16 protein-coding genes are annotated in these 20,094 nt (G+C 59.3%); 7 read left to right on the forward strand and 9 right to left on the reverse strand.

Annotated features, from left to right (window positions below; genetic code table 11):
• Positions 1-39: 39 nt before the first annotated feature.
• The 6 genes from EKL02_RS10445 to EKL02_RS10470 all read left to right on the forward strand — a co-directional run bounded on the left by EKL02_RS10445 (position 40) and on the right by EKL02_RS10470 (position 8,430).
• A complete protein-coding gene (locus tag EKL02_RS10445) occupies positions 40-906 on the forward strand; it encodes a M15 family metallopeptidase (RefSeq protein WP_128901990.1) in 867 nt (288 codons plus the stop codon).
• A gap of 62 nt (positions 907-968) precedes the next feature.
• Entirely contained in the window at positions 969-1,238 is a 270-nt protein-coding gene (locus EKL02_RS10450) for a PAAR domain-containing protein (RefSeq protein ID WP_128901991.1), read from the forward strand.
• Between the two features lie 329 nt (positions 1,239-1,567).
• On the forward strand, positions 1,568-2,716 hold the full coding sequence (locus tag EKL02_RS10455) for a hypothetical protein (protein WP_128901992.1): 1,149 nt from the start codon (positions 1,568-1,570) through the stop codon (positions 2,714-2,716).
• Positions 2,717-2,773: 57 nt separating this feature from the next.
• Positions 2,774-6,571, forward strand: coding sequence for a type VI secretion system membrane subunit TssM (tssM, locus tag EKL02_RS10460; protein ID WP_128901993.1), 3,798 nt, complete (start codon positions 2,774-2,776; stop codon positions 6,569-6,571).
• Complete coding sequence (gene tagF / locus EKL02_RS10465) at positions 6,568-7,566, forward strand: type VI secretion system-associated protein TagF (protein WP_128901994.1); 999 nt, start codon at positions 6,568-6,570, stop codon at positions 7,564-7,566. Before tssM ends, tagF begins: the two co-directional genes overlap by 4 nt.
• Before the next feature lie 51 nt (positions 7,567-7,617).
• A complete protein-coding gene (locus tag EKL02_RS10470; RefSeq protein WP_128901995.1) occupies positions 7,618-8,430 on the forward strand; it encodes an OmpA family protein in 813 nt (270 codons plus the stop codon).
• A 33-nt stretch (positions 8,431-8,463) separates the two neighbouring features.
• On the opposite strand, the gene tssA is transcribed toward EKL02_RS10470, so the two are convergent.
• The 9 genes from tssA to EKL02_RS18175 all read right to left on the reverse strand — a co-directional run bounded on the left by tssA (position 8,464) and on the right by EKL02_RS18175 (position 19,207).
• Positions 8,464-9,525 (reverse strand): type VI secretion system protein TssA, encoded by a 1,062-nt coding sequence (gene tssA, locus EKL02_RS10475; protein ID WP_128901996.1) that lies wholly within the window; start codon positions 9,523-9,525, stop codon positions 8,464-8,466.
• 37 nt (positions 9,526-9,562) lie between these two features.
• On the reverse strand, positions 9,563-12,289 hold the full coding sequence (gene tssH / locus EKL02_RS10480; RefSeq protein WP_128901997.1) for a type VI secretion system ATPase TssH: 2,727 nt from the start codon (positions 12,287-12,289) through the stop codon (positions 9,563-9,565).
• Positions 12,290-12,310: 21 nt separating this feature from the next.
• Positions 12,311-13,414 (reverse strand): type VI secretion system baseplate subunit TssG, encoded by a 1,104-nt coding sequence (gene tssG, locus EKL02_RS10485; protein WP_128901998.1) that lies wholly within the window; start codon positions 13,412-13,414, stop codon positions 12,311-12,313.
• Positions 13,378-15,219, reverse strand: coding sequence for a type VI secretion system baseplate subunit TssF (gene tssF / locus EKL02_RS10490; protein WP_128901999.1), 1,842 nt, complete (start codon positions 15,217-15,219; stop codon positions 13,378-13,380). The genes tssG and tssF overlap by 37 nt, the downstream gene beginning before the upstream one ends.
• A gap of 1 nt (position 15,220) precedes the next feature.
• Entirely contained in the window at positions 15,221-15,730 is a 510-nt protein-coding gene (gene tssE, locus EKL02_RS10495; RefSeq protein WP_128902000.1) for a type VI secretion system baseplate subunit TssE, read from the reverse strand.
• An 84-nt stretch (positions 15,731-15,814) separates the two neighbouring features.
• A complete protein-coding gene (locus EKL02_RS10500; protein ID WP_128902001.1) occupies positions 15,815-16,321 on the reverse strand; it encodes a type VI secretion system tube protein Hcp in 507 nt (168 codons plus the stop codon).
• 72 nt (positions 16,322-16,393) lie between these two features.
• Positions 16,394-17,878, reverse strand: coding sequence for a type VI secretion system contractile sheath large subunit (gene tssC, locus EKL02_RS10505; protein WP_128902002.1), 1,485 nt, complete (start codon positions 17,876-17,878; stop codon positions 16,394-16,396).
• Position 17,879: 1 nt separating this feature from the next.
• Positions 17,880-18,389: a type VI secretion system contractile sheath small subunit gene (gene tssB / locus EKL02_RS10510; RefSeq protein ID WP_128902003.1), complete on the reverse strand. Its 510-nt coding sequence runs from the start codon at positions 18,387-18,389 to the stop codon at positions 17,880-17,882.
• A gap of 47 nt (positions 18,390-18,436) precedes the next feature.
• Complete coding sequence (locus EKL02_RS18175; RefSeq protein WP_164932011.1) at positions 18,437-19,207, reverse strand: tetratricopeptide repeat protein; 771 nt, start codon at positions 19,205-19,207, stop codon at positions 18,437-18,439.
• A 289-nt stretch (positions 19,208-19,496) separates the two neighbouring features.
• On the opposite strand from EKL02_RS18175, the gene tssJ reads away from it, so the two are divergent.
• Entirely contained in the window at positions 19,497-20,081 is a 585-nt protein-coding gene (gene tssJ, locus EKL02_RS10525; protein WP_164932012.1) for a type VI secretion system lipoprotein TssJ, read from the forward strand.
• The last annotated feature ends 13 nt before the right edge of the window (positions 20,082-20,094 follow it).

Below are 20,094 nucleotides of genomic sequence, written 5' to 3' on the forward strand. Positions count from 1 at the left end.
GCAATACTTTCACTATTTTCGAAAATCCGACGCCCAGTCATGCAGGAATCAAATGGCCTACTGTTCACATTGGTAACCGCTTACGCGCTGATCATTGCCATCGGCGGATGGCTGGTGCTCGACTCCCGGCGCCGTCAATCATTCCAACAACAGCTGGAACGATTTGGCGTAAATCTCGCCCAGACGTTCGCCGGAGCCGGCAACAGCTTCGGGCAAGGTGCCCAGCGCACTCGCGGGCGCTTTTACAAGGCTTTCGGCACCGTTTCCAGAACGCTGGAGTCGCACAAATGGCAGCTTCTGCTTGCCGTATTAATCCTGGTCGTGCCAGTTGCCGCAAGCTTGTTGTTGCAGCCATCACGGGCGTTGCGCGCTTATGACGATTTCCCTCAAAACGGCGACCCGGTCATTCTTGCATTACTGCGCGGTGAACAGCTTTCACCGCCGCCGCCCTTGCCTCCGGAAGCCTTCGTCACACGCGAAGTCGAGGCCGTCCGTCAAAACCTGGCCGGGGCAAGCCGCGAATGGATGCTTCTCGATGCGGACTTCCGCCAACGACTGCTCACAGTGTTTCACTTGATGGCGCAAAAAGGCTACGCCATGGCGTTGCTGGAAGGTTACCGCAGTCCGGAACGCCAGAGTTACCTTGCAAGTCTCGGCAGCAGTGTGACCAACGCGGGCGCCTATCAAAGCTTCCATCAGTACGGACTGGCCGCGGATAGTGCCTTCATCCGTGGCGGCAAGCTCGTGATTTCCGAAAAAGACCCCTGGGCAATGGAAGGCTACCGGCTTTACGGCGAATACGCCGAGTCTGTGGGACTGGTCTGGGGCGGACGCTGGAAAATGATGGATTTCGGGCACGTCGAATTGCGAAAAGCTGGAACAATTAATCGTAAGCATGGAAATTAATTGCCAATTTGATATGTTTAAATTATCATTTAATTAATTATTTGATAATTTACAGGGTTTACATGACCAGACCTCTCATCGTCATTGGCGATAGCACCAGCCATGGCGGCACCGTGATTGGCGGCGCCGCTGCCACCGATACGAACGGAAGACGGATAGCACGGGTTGGCGACAAGGTCACCTGCCCGCTCAGGGGCCACGGCGGGACCACTGTCATTGCGACAGGCGATGCCAGTGTCATCATCGATGGCATGCCGGCAGCGCGCCATGGCGACCTGACCGCATGTGGCGCATCACTGGTGGCCACGCAGGTCCCCACGAATACCGAATAGTACGGCCGTATCAAGCGAATCCGATGCCACAGTTGCCCTCCTCTCAATCCCGACTGCGCCGAATATTCAGGTGGACTCTGCTCGTCCTGATCGTCGTCGGCGCAATCTGGGCCGGCGTAATTCTGTGGTGGCAATCGACCCAACACCAGGTCAGCCAACAGGAAGTTGTACTCCATCTGATCGTCCTGCCGATCACACTATTGGCGGGAATCGGCGCATTTCAATGGTATCGCTGCCGACATTCGGCCAGTCTCCCGGCGCCAGCCAGCACACCCGCCAACGGAACCAGTGACAGCGCAACGCTTAGCGAAGATAACAGGCACCCGGGATTGCCGATACTGGCTGCCTGGTGCCTCACCAGCGCAGGCAGCAACCTGGACGATTTCCGCCAGGCGCTGATCGACAAAACGCTGCGGCCCCTCCCGGACCATGACCTGTTGGACGAGGATGGCTATCCCCTGTTCGCCGCCCGCATCCGGGATCTCGATGCCGGTTTGCAGGAACCACAGGACGACACCCTGTACAGTGCGGCCTTTTCGCGTACCCTCAGCCTGCTGTCGCGCCTGATGGAACAAGTAGAAGTGGACTGGCCGATCGCGGCACCCGCACTCGAAGGTACCGCGGCCGGAACTGGCATGGCGACACTGCGGGGGAGCGATCCCGCCACAATGTCGCCGGAGCCACGGCTGCGACTGCAAATCAAACTGGTGACACCTGCAGAGTTTACGCCTGACGAGCAACGGCAGGCACTCGACTGGCTGAATCGGACAGTCACTACGCTGCCTGTCGCCCCAGAAGATCGCCATGTCGAAGCCATTTCCGCACAAGACGATGCGACCCCGCTTCTGCTGGCCGAGCGTTTCCGCAGTGAAGCCGGCGCCGCCGGCGCATTGCTGATCCTTGCCGCGGATTCCGGCCTGTGCCCTGCCACCACCGAACGTCTGGAAGGCGAAAAAAGGTTATTTCGCAGTCACCGCCCACATGGGCTGATGCCGGGCGAAGCCGCCTTCGCCATACTGTGCATAAACCAGAAAGCATTGCGGTTTGCCCTGCAGCAGCCCGCATGCATTCTCCAGCGTGTCGCCTCCTGCAGGCGCGCCGCATCGGCCGATGACGGCGCCAGGCCTTCACACGTCAGCCTGGGAGCCGCCACCGGTGCCGCGCTCGACGCCGCAAACCTGACTGGTGAAGCCATCAGCGCCATTGCCTGTGATGCCGACCACCGCAGCAGCCGCGTACTCGAATGTATCGGCGCCATGTTGCAGCATACGCCCCAGCTTGACGCCATCGCCAACCGCCTCGCCGTCAACGAAACCTGCGGCCATATCGGCGCAGCGTCCAGCGCCGGTGGCTGGGTCGCCGGCATAGCGCAAGCCCAATCTGCCGGGCAACCGGTTCTGGTTTTCAATGTCAGCCACGCATTCGAACGCGCAGCCGCCGTCCTGCTGCCGGCAAACGACGATGCGCTGCCAGCATAACGGCAGCGCTCAGCAGTGCTTCCACACTCACTATTTTTGCTGATGGGATCGCATTAAATGAATCGACTCTTTTCTGTTTTCCGTGACGCGCGCTTCGTCTCTGCAGCAGGGCTGTTGTTTGTCCTGGCCGCCATTTACGTACTGGGCTTTACATTCGACGTCGAAATGGCATGGGTGTTCGCGGGCTGGTCCATCGCGGTGCTGATCTGGATTGCCTACCTGGTGATCAGGTGGACGATCGCCCGCCGTGAGAGCAACGCCATGGCCAGCATGTTTTCCAGCCAGACAGAAGATGCCGTCAAGGCGGCGCCCAAGGAAAAAAAGCAGGAAATCGACATGCTGCGCAAGCGCCTGCTGGAAGCGGTACATACGATCAAGAATTCCAAGCTGGGCCAGGCCACTGGCAGCGCGGCCTTATACGAAATGCCATGGTACATCGTGATCGGCAACCCGGCGGCGGGCAAGAGCACCGCCGTGCTCAATTCCGGCCTGAATTTCCCGTTTTCGGACAAGGGCGGCCAGGCGATACAGGGTATCGGCGGCACGCGCAACTGCGACTGGTTTTTTACCACCGAGGGCATCCTGCTCGATACTGCCGGCCGCTACGCGGTGCAGGAAGAGGACCGCAACGAATGGTTCGGCTTCCTCAAGCTGTTGAAAAAATACCGCCCGAAGGCGCCCATCAACGGCATCGTCATCGTCGCCAGCATCGCCGAACTGACCGGCAACCGCCCTGACCTCACGATCACGCTGGCCCGCGAACTGCGTCAGCGCGTCCAGGAACTGACGGAAAAGCTGGAGCTATTTGCGCCAGTCTATGTCATGTTCACCAAGGTCGACCTGATTGCCGGCTTTGTCGACTTTTTCGAGGACTCCGATGCGGACGAACGCAGCCGCGTCTGGGGTGCCACATTGCCCTACGATACCGATGGCCGTGCCAACGCAGTCAGCCTGTTCGACCAGCATTTCGATACGCTGGCCGACGGCGTCAAGGAACTTGGCACCACCCGCATGTCGCTCAATCGCAGCGACGGCATGAGCCCCGGCGTCCTGACATTCCCGCTCGAATTTATCGGCATCAAGCATCACCTGCGGACCTTCATCGCCACCCTATTTGAAGACAATCCCTACCAGTTCAAGCCGATCTTCCGCGGCTTTTACTTTACCAGCGCGATCCAGGAAGGTGTTGCTACCCATGCCACCGGCGAGCGCATCGTCCAGCAATTCGGTTTGTCGGCCGGGCGGCGCCTGACTGCCAGCATCAGTTCTAATACCGGATTCTTCCTTCGCAATCTCTTCTCGTCTGTCATTTTCGCAGACCGCAACCTGGTGCGCCAATACGCCAGTCGCAGCAAGATCCGCATGCGCTATGCCGCCTTCTATGGCGCCGTGCTGGTGCTCGGACTGGCGCTGGGCGGCTGGAGCTGGTCGTACATGAGCAACCGCCAGTATGTTGCCAATATCCAGGCCGACCTGGAACAGGCACAAAAGATTCAGGCAAACCGCCTCGACCTCGCCTCGCGCCTGGAAGCGCTCGGCATACTCCAGGACCGCCTGCAACAGTTACAGCAATACCGCAGCGATCACCCGCTGTCGATGGCTTTTGGCCTGTACCAGGGCGAGCGCATCGAACACAAGCTGCGCGCCGAATACTTCAAGGGCCTGGAACAGGTCATGCTGGCGCCGGTGGCAAGCAACCTCGAATCATTCCTCGCCGAAGTCAATGCCAATGCCGGCAAACTGCACACGCCCGCCCGGAATGGAGGAGGCGTCGTCATGGCATCGACCGCCGCCAGCGCAGGCAATGCCGGCAGCGCCACGCTCTACAAGGATGCGGTTCCCACCAATGCCGAAGATGCCTACAACGCATTGAAAACCTACCTGATGCTGGGCAATCGAGAGCGCGTCGAGCCGGGCCACCTGAACGACCAGTTGACGCGCTTCTGGCGCAACTGGCTGGAGAACAACCGTGGCAACGCCTCGCGCGAGCAGATCATTCGCGACGCCGAAAAGCTGATTTCATTCTATCTCGCGCAAGCCGGCCAGCCTGACTTCCCCCTTATCGACAACAAGTTGGCACTAGTCGATCAGGCGCGCGAGAACCTGCGTACGGTCGTCAAGGGTACGCCTGCCCGGGAAAGGGTCTATAGCGAAATCCGCATGCGCGCCGCCACCCGTTTCCCGATTGTGACCGTGGTCGATATCGTCGGCGAGCAAAACAAGGAAATCGTTGCCGGCAGCCACGCGGTTTCGGGCGCATTTACCCGCGATGCCTGGGAACAGTATGTAGAAAGTGCGATCAAGGATGCCAGCACCAGGGAATTACAAAGCAGCGACTGGGTGCTGAAAACCTCGACCAATGACGATCTCTCGCTGGAAGGCAGCCCCGAGCAAATTCAGAAGGAACTGGTGCGCCTGTACAAGGCCGATTACGCCAATGAATGGAAAAAATTCATGCAAGGCATTCTGATCAGGGATTTCACCTCCTTCGAAAATGCAGTCCAACACATGAATGCACTGGGAGATCCCCAGACCTCGCCTATCAACAGCCTGCTGCAATCCCTGTACCGCGAAACCTCCTGGGATAATCCCTCGCTGGTTGACCAGGGCTTGCAAGGCGCACGGCGCGGCCTGATGGACTGGTTCCGCGAAGCCATTCTGCGCCAGACCCCGAGCCAGGTAAAACTGGAATTGCCCGGCGCCGCCAAGGGTGCCAGGCAAACGGGCGTCATCGGCAAGGAATTCGCCGCCATCGCCAACCTGGTGGCGGCGCGCGGCGAGAACAAGGACTTGTCGCTGATGAAGGGCTATCTGGAACAGTTATCCAAGGTACGCACGCGCTTCAACCAGATCAAGAATTCCGGCGACTTCGGCCCGGCCAGCCGGCAACTGATGCAATCCACCATGGATGGCAATGGTTCCGAACTGGCCGATGCCTTGAAATACATCGATGAGAACATGTTGACCGGCATGCCGCCCGCCGAGCGCGCCACCATCCGTCCGCTGCTGGTGCGGCCGCTGATGCAGGCTTTCGCCGTAATTGTTACGCCGGCAGAACAGGAACTCAACCGCACCTGGCTGGCGCAGGTCTATGAACCATTCAGCAAGTCCCTGGCCACCAAGTACCCCTTTGCCGCCGATTCGCGCATAGAAGCAACGCCCGGCGAAATTGCCCAGATGTTCGGGCCGGATGGCGCAATTGCCAAATACGTGCAAACTGCAATGGGACCGCTGGTGATCCGCCGCGGCGACACGCTGGCGACCCGCACATGGGCGGACATGGGGGTGCGCCTGAACCCGCTGTTTTCGGCAAATCTCTCTCGCTATGTCGCGGCCCAAGGTGGCGCTGCGGGAAGCGCCGGAGTCAACGCCGCGGCAGGCCCGGCGCAGACCAATTTCCAGCTGCAGCCGATCCCGACGCCAGGCCTGGTCGAATACACTGTGGAAATTGACGGCCAAACCATGCGCTACCGAAATGGCCAGCAGGAATGGAATACCTTCACCTGGCCGAACGCCCAAGGCCAGCCGGGAGCGAAAATCACCGCACTGACTGCCGATGGCCGCATGCTTGATATCGCCAATTTCCCCGGGCAATTCGGCCTGGAAAAGCTGATCAATGCCGCCCAGCGCAAGAAACTTGATCAGGGCGTATTCCAGATGCAGTGGGAAGGCGCGGGCCAGCACGTGGCGCTGCGCTTCAGGCTGATCAGCGACGCCCGGCCAGGCAATACCTCGGGCGCGAATGGCGCATCCGATACCGGCTTGCGCGGACTGGCCCTGCCATCTAGCGTGGTGGGCAAGGACCCGGCGACTGCGGACGCTGAAACCCAAGCCGCCGCCAAGGTGCGCTCATGAATTCGCATACCGGCATGCAACTCAAGAACCCCTCTTCCCTCTACTTCGGGAAAATTCCGGCCCGGGGCGATTTCGTCAAGAGTGCGAACGGTATCAAGGTCATTTCGCTGATCGACAACTGGGTCGCCCAAGGCATGGAAATGCTGCTGGCCGAGCCGGCCTGGAAAAACTATTACGATAGTGCCGGCGCCATTGAATTCCTCTTCATCGGGACACGGAAGAAACACGCCATCTGCGGCCAGCTGATCTCCAGCAGCGACGCTTCGTCGCGGCGTTTCCCCTTCATTGCCGCCACCCTGTTCGAGCTCGACGATGCGCTGGCATTCATGCCTTTGAGCCCGCTTGCGCTCGAACGGCATGCCAGCCACTTGCGCGGCCTCGTGCAACATGCCGTACGAACACAGGATGCGGGCGACGTGCTTGCCAGCCTGAATGACGTCGCACTCGATCCGGACGTCGACTGGCCCAAAATCACGGTAGCGTACGAGCGCCATCTTTTGTCCACCAGTCTGGATGGAATGACTTCCATCCTGGGCGTTGGCGAAGGCAACAGCACGCTGCAGCAAATGATCCTGGCGCTGGGGTACCTGCTGCAACCGGTACTCACCGCCTACAGCGTGCCGCCGCAAAAAGGCCTGTCCCTGCCGCTGCCGCGAGACGCTTCATGCCTGGCGCTGGCCAAATCGTTCTGGCTCGACCTGGTTGCCACATTCCTGTCGCGTGCCGAGTTTGAAATCAGTATTTTTTCTTGCAACCACTTCGGCAATCCAAAATTGATCGTCACCTTCAACGGCGTACCACCCAATATTTACCGGGCGCTGTTTGACGAACAAGCCGCGCAAGAATGCCTGATCGATATCGGCCAGTCGGCCTGGGTTGACGAATATGCGATGCAGGACCTCAGCACTATCAAGCTGTCGAGCTACCTCAGCCATGGCGACCTGGCCTTGCAACAAGTAGTGCAAACCTTTCGCCAGTGCTTCGCCGGACTATAGATCACGACCATGAACTCTCCCATATCGTTAGCTCCAGACAGGACCCGCAAGATGAAGCATATTGCTTTACGCACCACAGCAGTTCTGGCGTGCCTTTTTTACGCAGCTCACGCGAGTGCGCAAACGGCATCGACAAACCAGGCCACAGCGGCATCGCAGCCGGCGACGCCAGTTGGGCGCGTTGTCATTTCAGGCGCGGTGCCCGACGAAGCGACCAAGGCAGCACTGCTGGCACGCCTGCGGGAAGTGTACGGGACTGGACAGGTTGTCGACCAGATCAGTGTCGGCAACGTCGTGGCGCCGGCCAATTGGACCGAGCATGTCCAGAAGCTCATCAACCCCAACCTCAAATCCATACACAAAGGGCAGCTCGCCGTCGATGGCAGCATGGTGGCAGTACGGGGGGAGGTTTCCAGTGAAGCGACGCGGCAATCCCTTGCCAGCGGTATCGCCGGCTCGCTCAATCCGACCTATACCGTGCGCAATGGGCTGCGCGTAACGGCCTCCAGCCAGGCCGTCCTGGACCAGACGCTTGCCAATCGCGTCATCGAGTTCGAGAACGGCAGCGCTTTATTGACGGAATCGGGCAAGCGCATCCTCGACGAAATGGCGCAAGCGCTGCAAAACCTGGAGTCGAAAAAGATCGATATCATCGGCCATACCGACGACACCGGCACGCGTGTGCGCAATGTCGCCCTGTCGCTGTCCCGTGCCGAGTCGGTCAAGACCTACCTGGTTGCCAAGGGACTGGTGCCGCAATCGATCGCCACCAGCGGCATGGGTCCTGACCAGCCGCTGCTGTCAAATGCCTCCGACGATGGTCGCCGACGCAATCGCCGCATCGAATTCCGCGTCAGCCAGTAAACGAGGGAATAACTCCGGGCAGCCGGCGCTGCCTCAATCGCGCCCTGCCTGCCCTTCCATCCCCAGCAGTTCCTCCAGATGCGACAGGCTGCCCTGGTCCTTCAGCACACTGCGCAACCAGACATGCAACGGCATGTTGCCCCACTGCGCCGCCTTGTCGGCGAGATAAGCCACCGGACTATGCGGCTCGGTACGCCGGAAAAACTCCGCGACCTGGCGCAATTGTTCTAGTGCCTGGGCCCGGCTCCTGATGGGGCCGCGACTGCCTGCCGCCGGCATGCCGTCCACGCTTTCCGGTAATACATCGCCATTTTCGCCGTCCAGCGAAGACGCGTCGGCAGAAATGATGCCGAGTTCGCGGGCAATTCGCTGCAGGCGGTCATGCACCGAGTCCAGGCTTTCAGACAAGGGCGTGAATGTCGGCCCATCCTGGCCAAACAGGGCATCGGCGACACGCTTGAGTTCGCCCAGAGCAGCCTGGCAGCGCGTGCTATCGGCCAGCCACTGCACGTATAGCGTTTTATCGGTCTTGGCGGCAGCCGCTGCGAATTTTTCCAGTGTGACCCGGTCTGCGGTGACCGATTCCGGATCGCGTTGCAGCTGGGTTTCAAGCATGCGCGCCGATTCATGGTCATTCAGGTTGTATTGGCCGGCTTTTGACTGCGTGATCGGAATCTGCTTGACCAGTTGCGCCATGCGCATCACCAGCCAGGAGATATTGCCGATACGCTGTTCCTGGTCGCCGCCTTCCGGTTGCGGATGAATCTGCCCGCCGAACCGTTCGATCAGGCGTCCCGCCAGCTCCATGCCCTGTGCCAGTCCAGCCAGGCCGGAAGTCTTGACCATTCCTTCGGTGAGCCATGCGGCCAGGCGCAGGTCCTTGCTGCGGCTGCCCAGCAACTGCAGGCAATCCCTGACGACGGCTGGCCAGTCCGCCTGTTTCAGTTCAGTCTGCCATTCACCGTATTCGATGCTGGCATCGTCTTCGCGCCTGGCCTCCTTGATACGGTCGAATTCAGGCGAATAGGCGAGATCTTCACCGCACAGCGATGTTGCCGAGATGGGTTCGAGTATGGCTTCGACTTGCATGTTCATTTTGGGTTTCCTTACCAGAGACGTTCGCGTGGGCGGCTTAGCTGACGCGGTAGCTGAAGTCGTTATTTTTATTCACGCCAACCTTCAGCTTGCGGATGGGCTTTCCTTCAGCCATGCGCGCCAGCACCGTCTCGGCAATTTCCGGCAGCATGCTGCCGGAGAGAATGTGGTCGACGTTCCGCGCCCCGGAATCCACCTCGGTGCACCTTGCGAGGACAGCGTCGACAACGTCTTCGGTATAACTGAAGGACGCCTTGTGATTTTCCTCGACACGCTTCTGGATGCGGCCGATTTTCAGGCGGATGATCTGCGCCAGGATATCGTCCGGCAGCGGATAGAACGGTACCACCTTCATCCGCCCAAGGAATGCGGGCTTGAATGCCTTGAACAATTGCGGCCGGATAGCTTCCGCCAGCGCGTCCGGGTCCGGCAACTCGTCAGCTGCCTTGTTCAGGCAAGCCTGCATGATCGCCTGGGTGGCGACATTGGATGTCAGGATGATGATGGTATTGCGAAAATCGACTTCGCGGCCTTCGGCGTCGTCCAGCACGCCCTTGTCGAATACCTGGAAAAACAGCTCCAGCACATCCGGATGGGCCTTTTCCACTTCATCGAGCAGCACCACGCTGTAAGGCTTGCGGCGCACAGCTTCCGTCAGCACGCCACCCTCGCCGTAACCGATATAACCGGGGGGCGAGCCTTTCAGGCCCGAGACGGAATGCGCTTCCTGGTACTCGGACATGTTAATCGTGATCAGGTTGCGGTCGCCGCCATACAGCACGTCAGCCAGCGCCAGGGCCGTCTCGGTCTTGCCGACGCCCGACGGCCCGACAAACAGAAATACCCCCTTGGGCTTGTTCGGGTCCTCGATGCCGGCCCGTGCCGTGCGCACCCGTTGCGCGACCTGCGCCAGGGCATGCGACTGGCCGATCACCCGCTGCTCCAGCAGGGATTGCAGATTCAGCACTGTCTTGATTTCGTCCTTCACCATTTTCCCCAGCGGGATCCCGGTCCAGGCAGAAACGATTTCCCCAATCGTCTGTCCATCCACGCACACCGGCACCAGGGGCGATTCGCCCTGCAACGCGTCGAGCTCCTTTTGCAGGCGTGCAAGCTCCTGCAGGCTTGCCAGCTTTCCGGCATCGCGCCTTGAATGCGGCGCCGGGCCGTCGGTGCCTGTTGCCAGTGCGACCGGCGCCATGCGCTGCACGTCTTCAAGCCGGGCACGCAATGCCTGGATTTGCGCAACCAGGATTCTCTCCTTTTCCCAGCGAGATTCATCTTCGGCAAGGCGCTCGCGCAGTGCCAGGCGTGCGGCCGTCAGTTCGCCCAGGCGGCCGGCGTGCGCCGCACCGGTTGCCAACTCCTTTTCCAGCGCAACAATTTCCAGCGACAACGCCTCGTCCCGCTTGCGCGCGTCCTCGACGGCTGCGGGTGTTGCCGATTGTCCCAATGCCACGCGTGCGCACGCGGTATCAAGAATGCCGATGGCCTTGTCCGGCAACTGGCGCCCGCTGATATAACGGGCCGACAAGCGTACCGCCTCGACGATCGCCTCCTCCATCACGCGCACCTTGAAATGGCGCTCCATGTGGTCAGCCATGCCGCGCAGCATCGCGCACGCCACCTGCTCGGAAGGCTCCTCGACCTTCACTACCTGGAAACGCCGCGCCAGGGCTGCATCTTTTTCGAAATATTTCTTGTATTCGCTCCACGTCGTGGCCGCGATGGTCCGCAGCTCGCCCCGTGCCAGCGCCGGCTTGAGCAGGTTGGCCGCATCGTTCTGGCCCGCCTGGCCACCCGCGCCAATCATGGTGTGCGCCTCGTCGATAAACAGAATGATCGGATGGGCGCTGCGCTTGACTTCATCAATGACGTTGCGCAGACGGTTTTCGAACTCTCCCTTGACGCTTGCGCCGGCCTGCAGCAAGCCGAGGTCGAGCACATGCAGCGCAACGCCCTGCAACACTGCCGGCACGTCATCCGCCGCAATGCGCTGGGCAAGGCCTTCGACCACCGCAGTTTTTCCCACTCCCGCTTCACCCGTCAGGATCGGGTTGTTCTGGCGTCGCCGCATCAGGATATCGATCATCTGGCGGATTTCGGCATCGCGGCCGATCACCGGGTCGATCTTTCCCTCTCGGGCACGCTCGGTCAGGTTTGTGGTGAACTGGTCAAGCGCCGGAGTCCTTATCCCTGGCTGTTGCAGGCCGTCCTGGCTGTCGCCCGTGGTGCCGGACTCCAGCGCGTCGGCATCGTTCGCCTGGCGCAAGCTGACCGATTCTCCTGCTTCCGGAAAATCCGCCGTAAATTCCGCCAGCTTGTGCTTGAGCTCATCGACGGAGAAGCGGGCAAACAGCTTCGAGCCACGGTAAGCCAGTTGCGACAGCTCCGGTTCCGTCAGCAACGCCAGCAGCAGGTGACCGCTGCGAATCCTCGACGCCTGGCTTTCCAGCGACGCCAGTAGCCAGGCATGCTCGAACAGCCTGGGCAAATGCACCGAGAATACCGGCGTGCGGCCGTTGCCCGACTTGAAGCGCGCCATTTCCTCCTGCAAGTCCTTTTCAAGCGCCGCTGCGCTGATGCCGAAACGGCGGCATAACAAGGAAAAATCGCTCTGCTGACTATCCAGCAGCGCGAGAAAAAAATGTTCGAGTTCGACTTCATAATGACCCCTGGCGACGCAAAAATTGATCGCCTGTTCCGCCGCCTTGCGGCAGGTGCCATTGAGTTTTCCGATCAGTACTTTGAGGTTGGTTGTCATAACGGTTGCCGGGTAAAAGGGTTAATCTTGCCTGCTGCCTGCGCCAATGAGATACGCGACTTCCCGGGAATCGGTGGCTGCCTGGCGCTTGCCGAGCCAGCCGTTCCAACCTAGCCGGGTGTTGCTGCCAGGAGATCCGAGCGTGGCCTGCACCAGATCGCGCTTGTCGAGAATCAGGCGCAGTTCGCAGTCATGGCTTGCGCCCATCATCAACTGGAAGAATCGTTCCAGGTTGGCCGCTGCGCTCTTCCCGGGTAAAAACTCTTCGAATTGCGCTTTGCGAAGCGGCCCGACGATGAGGCGGACGCGGGTATTGCGGTCCCAGACCCGCTCGCCACAAAATGTCGACACGCCCAGCGCGGCGTTCGCGCCACCCAGTGTCGTCAGTTCGTGGCGCGGCAACTGCAGCCATTGGCCGACGAATTGCTCGACCTTGCACGGGACGCGAAAATAGTCCGCCACCACGCGTGAAAATCCCTGCGCCGATTGCGGGCGCTGCCGCAGTGCACCTGCATAATAGGCAAGCGACTCATCGGCGATGCCTTGCTGCCCGCCCGCCAGGCGCTGTCCCATGCCCGGCAAGCCAAAGCCTGCCAGGCTCAGTACCAGCGGCAGGAAATGGTTGCGACGGTCGGCCTCATATTGCAGGTGCAGCCGATATTTCAGCCAGGTCTGGTAAAACAGCGCGACCGCACGGCTTGAAAAAATATCGAGGAAGGCGCGCGTCGCCGTATCGCGGTGATACAACTCGCGCTCGGCGACGTAATGGGTGTAGTGCCTGGGCATGACGCCCATGGGCCCGGTCAGGCCGAAAAACGACGGCGTCAGCGTCACTTTGCCAAGACGGCGCCAACGCGGGCCCTTGTCCGCGTCAATGGCACTGGCTTCGGCAACGGCCGGTGCTTCGAATTCCAGGGCCTCGATCTCGCTTGGAGGAAAGCTAAGGGATACCGAATTGCGAAAGCGGATTACCTGCCCAAGGAGGTCCAGATCATTCTGCTCACCATCTTCCTCACGGTAATGGGCGAGCAGCAGCCTTACCGCCTGGAAGAACTCGAAGCGGTAGGGCTCGTCTCTGAGCTGGTCAATCAGGCCAGGATCGATTCGCCGTTTCGCGCCGCGCATTTGATCAATTCCTGTCCGGTTTGCCGGGATACGATACTTAGTTGAGTGAAGCTGTTGGCGTGTACATACAGTCCGAAAAAATGGTCCAGTATCTGCGCGAACATGAACAGGCCAATGCCTGCGTAGTGCGTTTCATCCACCACCACGCGGATTTGCATGCCGCGCGCGAAAGTCGGGAACGGGTTGCCAGCCATGCGCGCCATTGCAGTACCCTGCTCGATTGCGACGATGCCGGTGACCTGCCGGCTGTTCTCGGGCGCCCGGTTAATATCGTACAAATTCAGGATTTCGCGGACTGCCTCAACGCCCTGCCCCGACAGCGACAAATGATTCAGCGACAAATGGGAAATCAGGCGCCATTGGGCGCCACGGCCGCGCGGAAAGCGGTAGGTCCGGGTAGGCTTGCGCAAAAGCTGGATAGTCCTGGCGATCGAGCCGCCCTCGATGAACAGGTCGCCATCGGCAAGTCCGAATGGCAGCTGCGACGGCAAGTCGCGGTTGGTGCACAACAGGTCCAGGCTAAGGGTATTGATTTGCGGCCGCTGCGGATCCAGGGCGGAATCGACCAGCGAAATTTCCATCGGATAGCTCGATTCCTCGCCTTCGTCGACATAACTGGCATGCCAGTAGCGTGCCGGGCCATTGTGGTCTTCGCCATGGCGCAAGGAATAAAACGGCTTGAATTCGCAGATTTCCTCGGAATCGCTGCTTTGCTGCACGCGCGCTACGCGGCTGATCGCATAAATATCGTAGGCCTTCGGGAAGCGATTATCAACAATCACCGGATAAGCGCTCGACGTGCCGGTAATGCGGATCGGTTCGGCCTTGTTGCTGAACAGGTTGACGACGGGTGTGCATCCAAGCACGAAATTGTCTGTGCTGATGCGGTCCAGCAAACCGTTGCCAGCGTACGCCTGGCCTGTTCGCGCCAAGCCAATCTGCAGTTCAATCTTGCGCGTGCCCGCTGGCAGACGAGCATTCAGGGAACTGAGGTCAAGATCGACGAAATTGAATTTTTCAGGGAAGGCAAAATACTCCAGCAACAGCTGGTAGGCGCGGTGCGAACGGGCATCCTGGCTCACCAGCGCCTCTTCGTCGGCGAAGCCCACCGGGCGGATTGCCGACAACGGCAATTCGATTTTTTCAGCACTGCCCGCGTGGCTGACCCAGATGCCGACCGCCTTGGAAAACAGGGCTTCACGCACCATGGATACCACCGATGGCTCGCCGTTCAGGAAAAAGCGAATCTTGCCAAGCGCCAGGGCGTCCAGCCCTGCCTGCTCCGACAATGCGGCAATATCCAGTCGAATCGCCGTGCTGGCCGCCTGCGCGACACCGGCGCGCAGGCCGGGCACTTCGATGGCATTTTCAAAGACGGCATTATCGAGCCGCAAAGGCCAGATATCGACGTCATAGGCAGTCTGGAAACGGCATGCCACGCCTTTGACGGGCCGAGTCTTCAACATCGTATGGCGCGCAATACGGGCCGACTGGGTCAATTGGGCAGCTGCATTGCCGCAATTGAAGCAGGCGATCGATGCAGATGGAAACGGCCGCAAATACTGCGGGTAAATCACTTCCAGCAGCGAATTGGTGATTTCGGGATAATCGTCGTCGAGCTTTTTGTGGATCCGCCCGGCCAGGAAGGCGAAGGATTCGATCAGCCGCTCGATATGCGGATCGTCACAGGTTTCGCCGGACAACAGCAGGCGCCCGGCGACTTTTGGGTATTTTTTGGCGAAATCGCTGGAAAGACGCCGCAGGTAGGTCAGTTCCCGCTCGTAGTAGGGCAGCAGCGATTCCATATCAGAGCTGCGCTGTGCGCCTGGATTTGTTGACCGAATACTGCAGCGTGGACGGCTGCAGCAAGGCATCGAAATAGACCGGCTCCGCCGACGGATGCACCACCAGCATGGCGTTGATCGCAAATTTCAGACGGTTGACGGTCTTGTCATCAACTTCGAGCGTGACATGCACCTGCTTCAGGCGCCGCTCATGGATGGCGATGGTGCGTTCCAGCGAACGGCAGATGAAGCTGCGGTCAGCGGGATTGGCAAGGCTGCGGCCGACAAAGTCGTTCATGCCATAACTGCACATGGACTGCAAAGCCTGCGGATAACCGTCAAAGGCATCATCGCCGTAGCCACAGCGCGAATTCAGCATGGCTTCGAGGTCGCGCGCCACAGACTCCTTCAACTCTTCGGCTGAAATCAGGCGCAACGCATGGCGCTCCGCCGCCTCGCGCGGCGCATTGTCGGCAAGCCGGTCGAACAGGGTCTGAGAATATTTCGCCTTGGCGGCAGATGCTGTGAACATGCGATGGGTGCACTCTGAAAATCTGAAAGATTGCGGCGCGCGGAATGCGCGCCGCAACTGCATCTACAACAAAAGCCAGACCGATCAGATTGCTTCGGTTGCCTTGTTCTTCGCCAGGCTCCACATTTGCGGATTGCTGCCGCCCTTCTTGCCATCGATACCCTGGACGGTGTAAGTCCACTTGACCGATGCGTACTTCAGAGTCACGGTTTCCGTCGGCAGGCCTTCGCCCTGCACGGTCGGCATCACCGAAGACACGATCACGTGGTTCAGGACGATTTCCAGGTACTTGACCTTTTCCTTGCCGTTGGCGCGCATGAAATCGATGGTCACCTTGTTATAGGTGTCGCCCTGGCTGCAAGCCAGCCAAAGGGATGGGCTGGTCGAGTCGATATCTTTCAGGAAGACCATGTCGCCATGCTCGGCGCGTTCGGCAGTATGGCCGCCCGAAGTACTGGCAGTGGCGGATTTCGGCTGGCGGATCAGGTGGCTCCAGGACAGTGCTTCCAGCCATTTTGGATGGGCTTCGTCACGCGATTCGCCTTCGATCTTGGTATCGCCACCATCGAACTTCAGGTAAATATCTTTCATTCTTCTTGGCTCCTATTTATGTAAAAGTGGCACAAATATCGTGCTTTCGAGGGGTACTTCTGCTACGGACAACTACGATTTCGCCGATTGCGGCAGTTCGGCGACAAGGCGCAACGACACACTCAGTTCATCGAGCTGGAAATGCGGCCGCAGGAAGGTCACGGCGCGATACACGCCAGGCCGGCCTGGCACTTCGGAGACCGCCACTGAAGCTTCGCGCAATGGATATTGCGCCTTGACTTCCTGGGATGCAGAGTCGTCCATGACCACATACTGGGCCAGCCAGTTGTTCAGGAATTGCTCGACACCAGAGGCGGCGGCGAAGCTGCCGATCTTGTCGCGCATCATCGATTTCAGGTAATGGGCAATGCGGCAGGACGCAAAGATGTATTGCAGTTGCGCCGACAGCACGGCATTGGCATTGGCCGAATCGGTGTTGTATTTTTTCGCGCGCTGGGCCGACTGGGCACCAAAGAACGCGGCATAATCGGTGTTCTTGCAATGCACCAGCGGGATGAAGCCCAGGTCGCTCAGTTCCTTCTCGCGCCGATCGGTAATGGCGATCTCGGTGGGGCATTTCAAGGCGACTTCACCATCGTCGGTCTTGAAGGTATGGGTCGGCAGGTCTTCGACCAGGCCGCCGCCCTCGACACCACGGATGGCTGCGCACCAGCCATAGTGCTCAAACGCGTTGGTCAGGCGCGCCGCGAACGAATACGCAGTATTCACCCACAGGTACTTGCCGTGGTCGGTGCCATCGACTTCCTCGACAAAATTGAAGCCTTCGGTGGCGGTGCCTTCCTTGGGGTTGTACGGCAGGCGGCCGAGGAAACGTGGCACGGTCAGGCCGACATAGCGCGCATCTTCGGATTCGCGGAATGACTTCCACTTGGCGTATTCGAGCGTATCGAACACCTTGGCCAGGTCGCGCGGCTTGCCGAGGTCGGCAAAGCTGTCCAGGCCCAGCAGCTCGGCCGACGCCGCGCTGATAAAAGGTGCATGCGCAGCGGCGGCGACATGCGACATCTGTTCGATGAAATACATGTCTTCGGGCTGGCGGCTGATGTCGAAGTCACCGACCAGGGCGCCAAAAGGCGCGCCGCCGAAGGTGCCGAACTCTTCTTCATAGACTTTCTTGAACAGTGCGCTCTGGTCGAAATCGATGGCGTTGTTGAAGTCGCGCACCAGGTCTTTCTTGGTGGTATTGAGCACCTTGATCTTGAGCATTTCACCCGTCGAGGTTTGCTTGCACAGGTAATGCAAGCCGCGCCAGGTGCTTTCGATCTTCTGGAATTCCGCGTTGTGCATGATTTCACTCAGTTGCTTCGAAATCAGGCTATCCAGCTCTGCAACGCGGGCGTCCAGCGTGGCGGACAGGTTGCTGGACATGACGACAGTGCCATCCAGCACCTGCGCTACCAGTTCGCCGATCAGGTCACGCGCACGGGCGCGCTCGGTATCGGAACGGGCCACGCGGCTTTCGCTGACCACCTGGTCAAGCAGGCTGGTACTGTTCTCTGCGTAATCGACCGTATTCAGGGCTTGTGCTTGTGCCATCTCAGATTTCCTCCCGCTTGGTTTCCTGGCCCAGCCGCTGCAGGCTTTCGGTGCTGTTCAATACATCGTTCAGGATGTCTTCCAGCTTGTCGTTGCCGGCCAACTTGTTGCGCAGGTCCGACAGCTTGGTGCGCGCCTCGAGCAGCTTCTTCAGCGGCTCGACCTGCTGCACCACGGCTTCCGGGCGAAAGTCGTCGATGGACTTGAAGGTCAGGTCGACGGCGAATTCGCCGCCCTTGTCGCTCAGGGTGTTTTGCGCACGGAAGACGGCGCGCGGCGCGAGGCCCTCCATGACATCGTCAAAGTTGTCCATATCGACATTGACGAATTTGCGGTCTTTCAGCTTGGGCACCGGGTTTGCCGAGTTGCCCGAAAAATCGCCCATCACACCGACTACAAAGGGAATTTCCTTTTGCTCGATGGCGTCACCGATTTCAACGTCATAGGTGAGCTGGACCCGTGGCGGCCGCACTCTTTGCAGTCGCTTTTGTACGCTTTCTTTTTTAGCCATGGCGAATCGCTTTCAGATAAGGATCAGTGTGGAACCAGGTGAATTGTTTATTTCAGGGACTTGAACGGATCTGCCGGGCCAGCAGCCTTTGATTGGACCGAGGCGCTGACTTTTTGCGCCACCGGCGCGGCCGCTGGCGCTGCTGCAACCGTAGGTGCAGGTGCGGATGCAGCTGCCGGGGTGGCTGCCGGGGCAACCGCTGCGGCCGGTGCTGCCACCGCCACCGGCGTTGCATCAGCCTTGCCCGCGGCAGGCATGCGGGCAGTCACCTTTTTGCGGGCGCGTGGCGCCTGTGCTGCCGGCTTATCGGATTCGGCTGGCACCAGGACTTTTTCACCGAGCGCCAGGCGCAGCGACTTGGTCAGGTTCTCGGCTTCCTGGCGCGCATTCGGATTCACCGGGTTGTGCGGCACCAGGCCCTGCACCGCCTTGGCGGCAATGCGCAGTCCGGATACCACCAGCAGGCTCTTGGCTTCCTGGTTACTGTCATCGCGGGCCAACGCTTCATTGGCGGCGAGGATCGAGGACGGATAGTTGGCGTCATCGAACCAGATGTTCGCCATCCTCAACCAGGGAGCAACATTCGTCGGGCTTTCCTTGGCAGCCTGGTTCAGCAACGCGATCGCCTGGTCACGCCGGCCCTTGGCCAATTCACTTTCGGCCTGGCCCATCAATGGCTCAATGCTTGGCTGCCCGTCGGCGCCGACGCTGGCCGTCGTGGCACAACCTGACAACAGGCTCAGGCTAAACGCGGCAATTGCCAAAAGACGACGCTGGCTGATGCTTGCAAGACCGGCAGTGATGCTGCTTGTACCCATAAATTACTCCCTTTCAATAATTGCTCTGCGATATAGCCCTAAGGCACATACTTCGACGCTTGAACCGCGAATTGTTTTTCAATCAACTTAAATTGTTTTTTATTCAATTTAAATATTATTATTTCTACAACAGTTCAGCTATACTAACCGAAACATTATTTAAAAGACAATTGATATTTTTATATTTTTTTACTTTTCTTCAATTGCCATAATTGAAACGAAATAAGCCGGAGCATGTTGGGTGAAAAACAGAACTAACAAGATCGCACCTAGCCTTCATGCCGTAGCAATGCTGTGGCTACTGGCAAGCTGCGCCCTGTTCACGGGATGCAGCACGGCTGTAAAAGTTGCAGCGGATGCGCTGGCTGAAAAAGCACTGGTGGCGATGGGCGTCAAAAAGGATGACCCGAACGCCCCGCGCCCACCGAAAAATATCCAGCTTCGCCTGGAGACGTCACGCGACCTGAATGCCGGCGAGGATGGTCAGGGGCTTTCCACCGTCTTTCGTGTCTACAAGCTTAGGGATCGCAATGCATTCCTGGCGACGCCCTATACCGCCTTCGGCAATCCGGAGCGTGAAAAATCAGCATTTGGCCAGGATTTGCTGGAGGTCCGGGAAATGATCCTTTCTCCAGGCGAAATCCGGGAATTGAAGGAAAAAGTCCCCTCGGAGTCTCCCTATCTGGGTGCGGTCGCGCTATACCGCCAGCCCAGTGCGCAGCGCTGGCGCTTTGTCTTCTCCACTACGGACTCTGAAAAGAACGGCATAACCCTCGGATTGCATGCCTGCGCCATGACCGCGACGACCACGCCTCCGGTGGGCATGACACTCAATGAGAGCGCCCTGCTCTCGACAGCCCGTTGCAAATCATGACACCTTCGACAAA

Source organism: Janthinobacterium sp. 17J80-10, from assembly GCF_004114795.1.
Lineage (GTDB): Bacteria > Pseudomonadota > Gammaproteobacteria > Burkholderiales > Burkholderiaceae_D > Paucimonas.

Bases quoted from the DNA above. Each gene is read 5' to 3' on its own strand.
- EKL02_RS10500 (WP_128902001.1), bottom strand. From the start codon at position 16,321: ATGAAAGATATTTACCTGAAGTTCGATGGTGGCGATACCAAGATCGAA.
- tssB (WP_128902003.1), bottom strand. From the start codon at position 18,389: ATGGCTAAAAAAGAAAGCGTACAAAAGCGACTGCAAAGAGTGCGGCCG.
- tssA (WP_128901996.1), bottom strand. From the start codon at position 9,525: ATGAACATGCAAGTCGAAGCCATACTCGAACCCATCTCGGCAACATCG.
- EKL02_RS10450 (WP_128901991.1), top strand. From the start codon at position 969: ATGACCAGACCTCTCATCGTCATTGGCGATAGCACCAGCCATGGCGGC.
- EKL02_RS10470 (WP_128901995.1), top strand. From the start codon at position 7,618: ATGAAGCATATTGCTTTACGCACCACAGCAGTTCTGGCGTGCCTTTTT.
- tssJ (WP_164932012.1), top strand. From the start codon at position 19,497: ATGCTGTGGCTACTGGCAAGCTGCGCCCTGTTCACGGGATGCAGCACG.
- EKL02_RS10445 (WP_128901990.1), top strand. From the start codon at position 40: ATGCAGGAATCAAATGGCCTACTGTTCACATTGGTAACCGCTTACGCG.
- tagF (WP_128901994.1), top strand. From the start codon at position 6,568: ATGAATTCGCATACCGGCATGCAACTCAAGAACCCCTCTTCCCTCTAC.
- tssM (WP_128901993.1), top strand. From the start codon at position 2,774: ATGAATCGACTCTTTTCTGTTTTCCGTGACGCGCGCTTCGTCTCTGCA.
- tssG (WP_128901998.1), bottom strand. From the start codon at position 13,414: ATGCGCGGCGCGAAACGGCGAATCGATCCTGGCCTGATTGACCAGCTC.
- tssF (WP_128901999.1), bottom strand. From the start codon at position 15,219: ATGGAATCGCTGCTGCCCTACTACGAGCGGGAACTGACCTACCTGCGG.
- tssE (WP_128902000.1), bottom strand. From the start codon at position 15,730: ATGTTCACAGCATCTGCCGCCAAGGCGAAATATTCTCAGACCCTGTTC.
- tssH (WP_128901997.1), bottom strand. From the start codon at position 12,289: ATGACAACCAACCTCAAAGTACTGATCGGAAAACTCAATGGCACCTGC.
- EKL02_RS18175 (WP_164932011.1), bottom strand. From the start codon at position 19,207: ATGGGTACAAGCAGCATCACTGCCGGTCTTGCAAGCATCAGCCAGCGT.
- tssC (WP_128902002.1), bottom strand. From the start codon at position 17,878: ATGGCACAAGCACAAGCCCTGAATACGGTCGATTACGCAGAGAACAGT.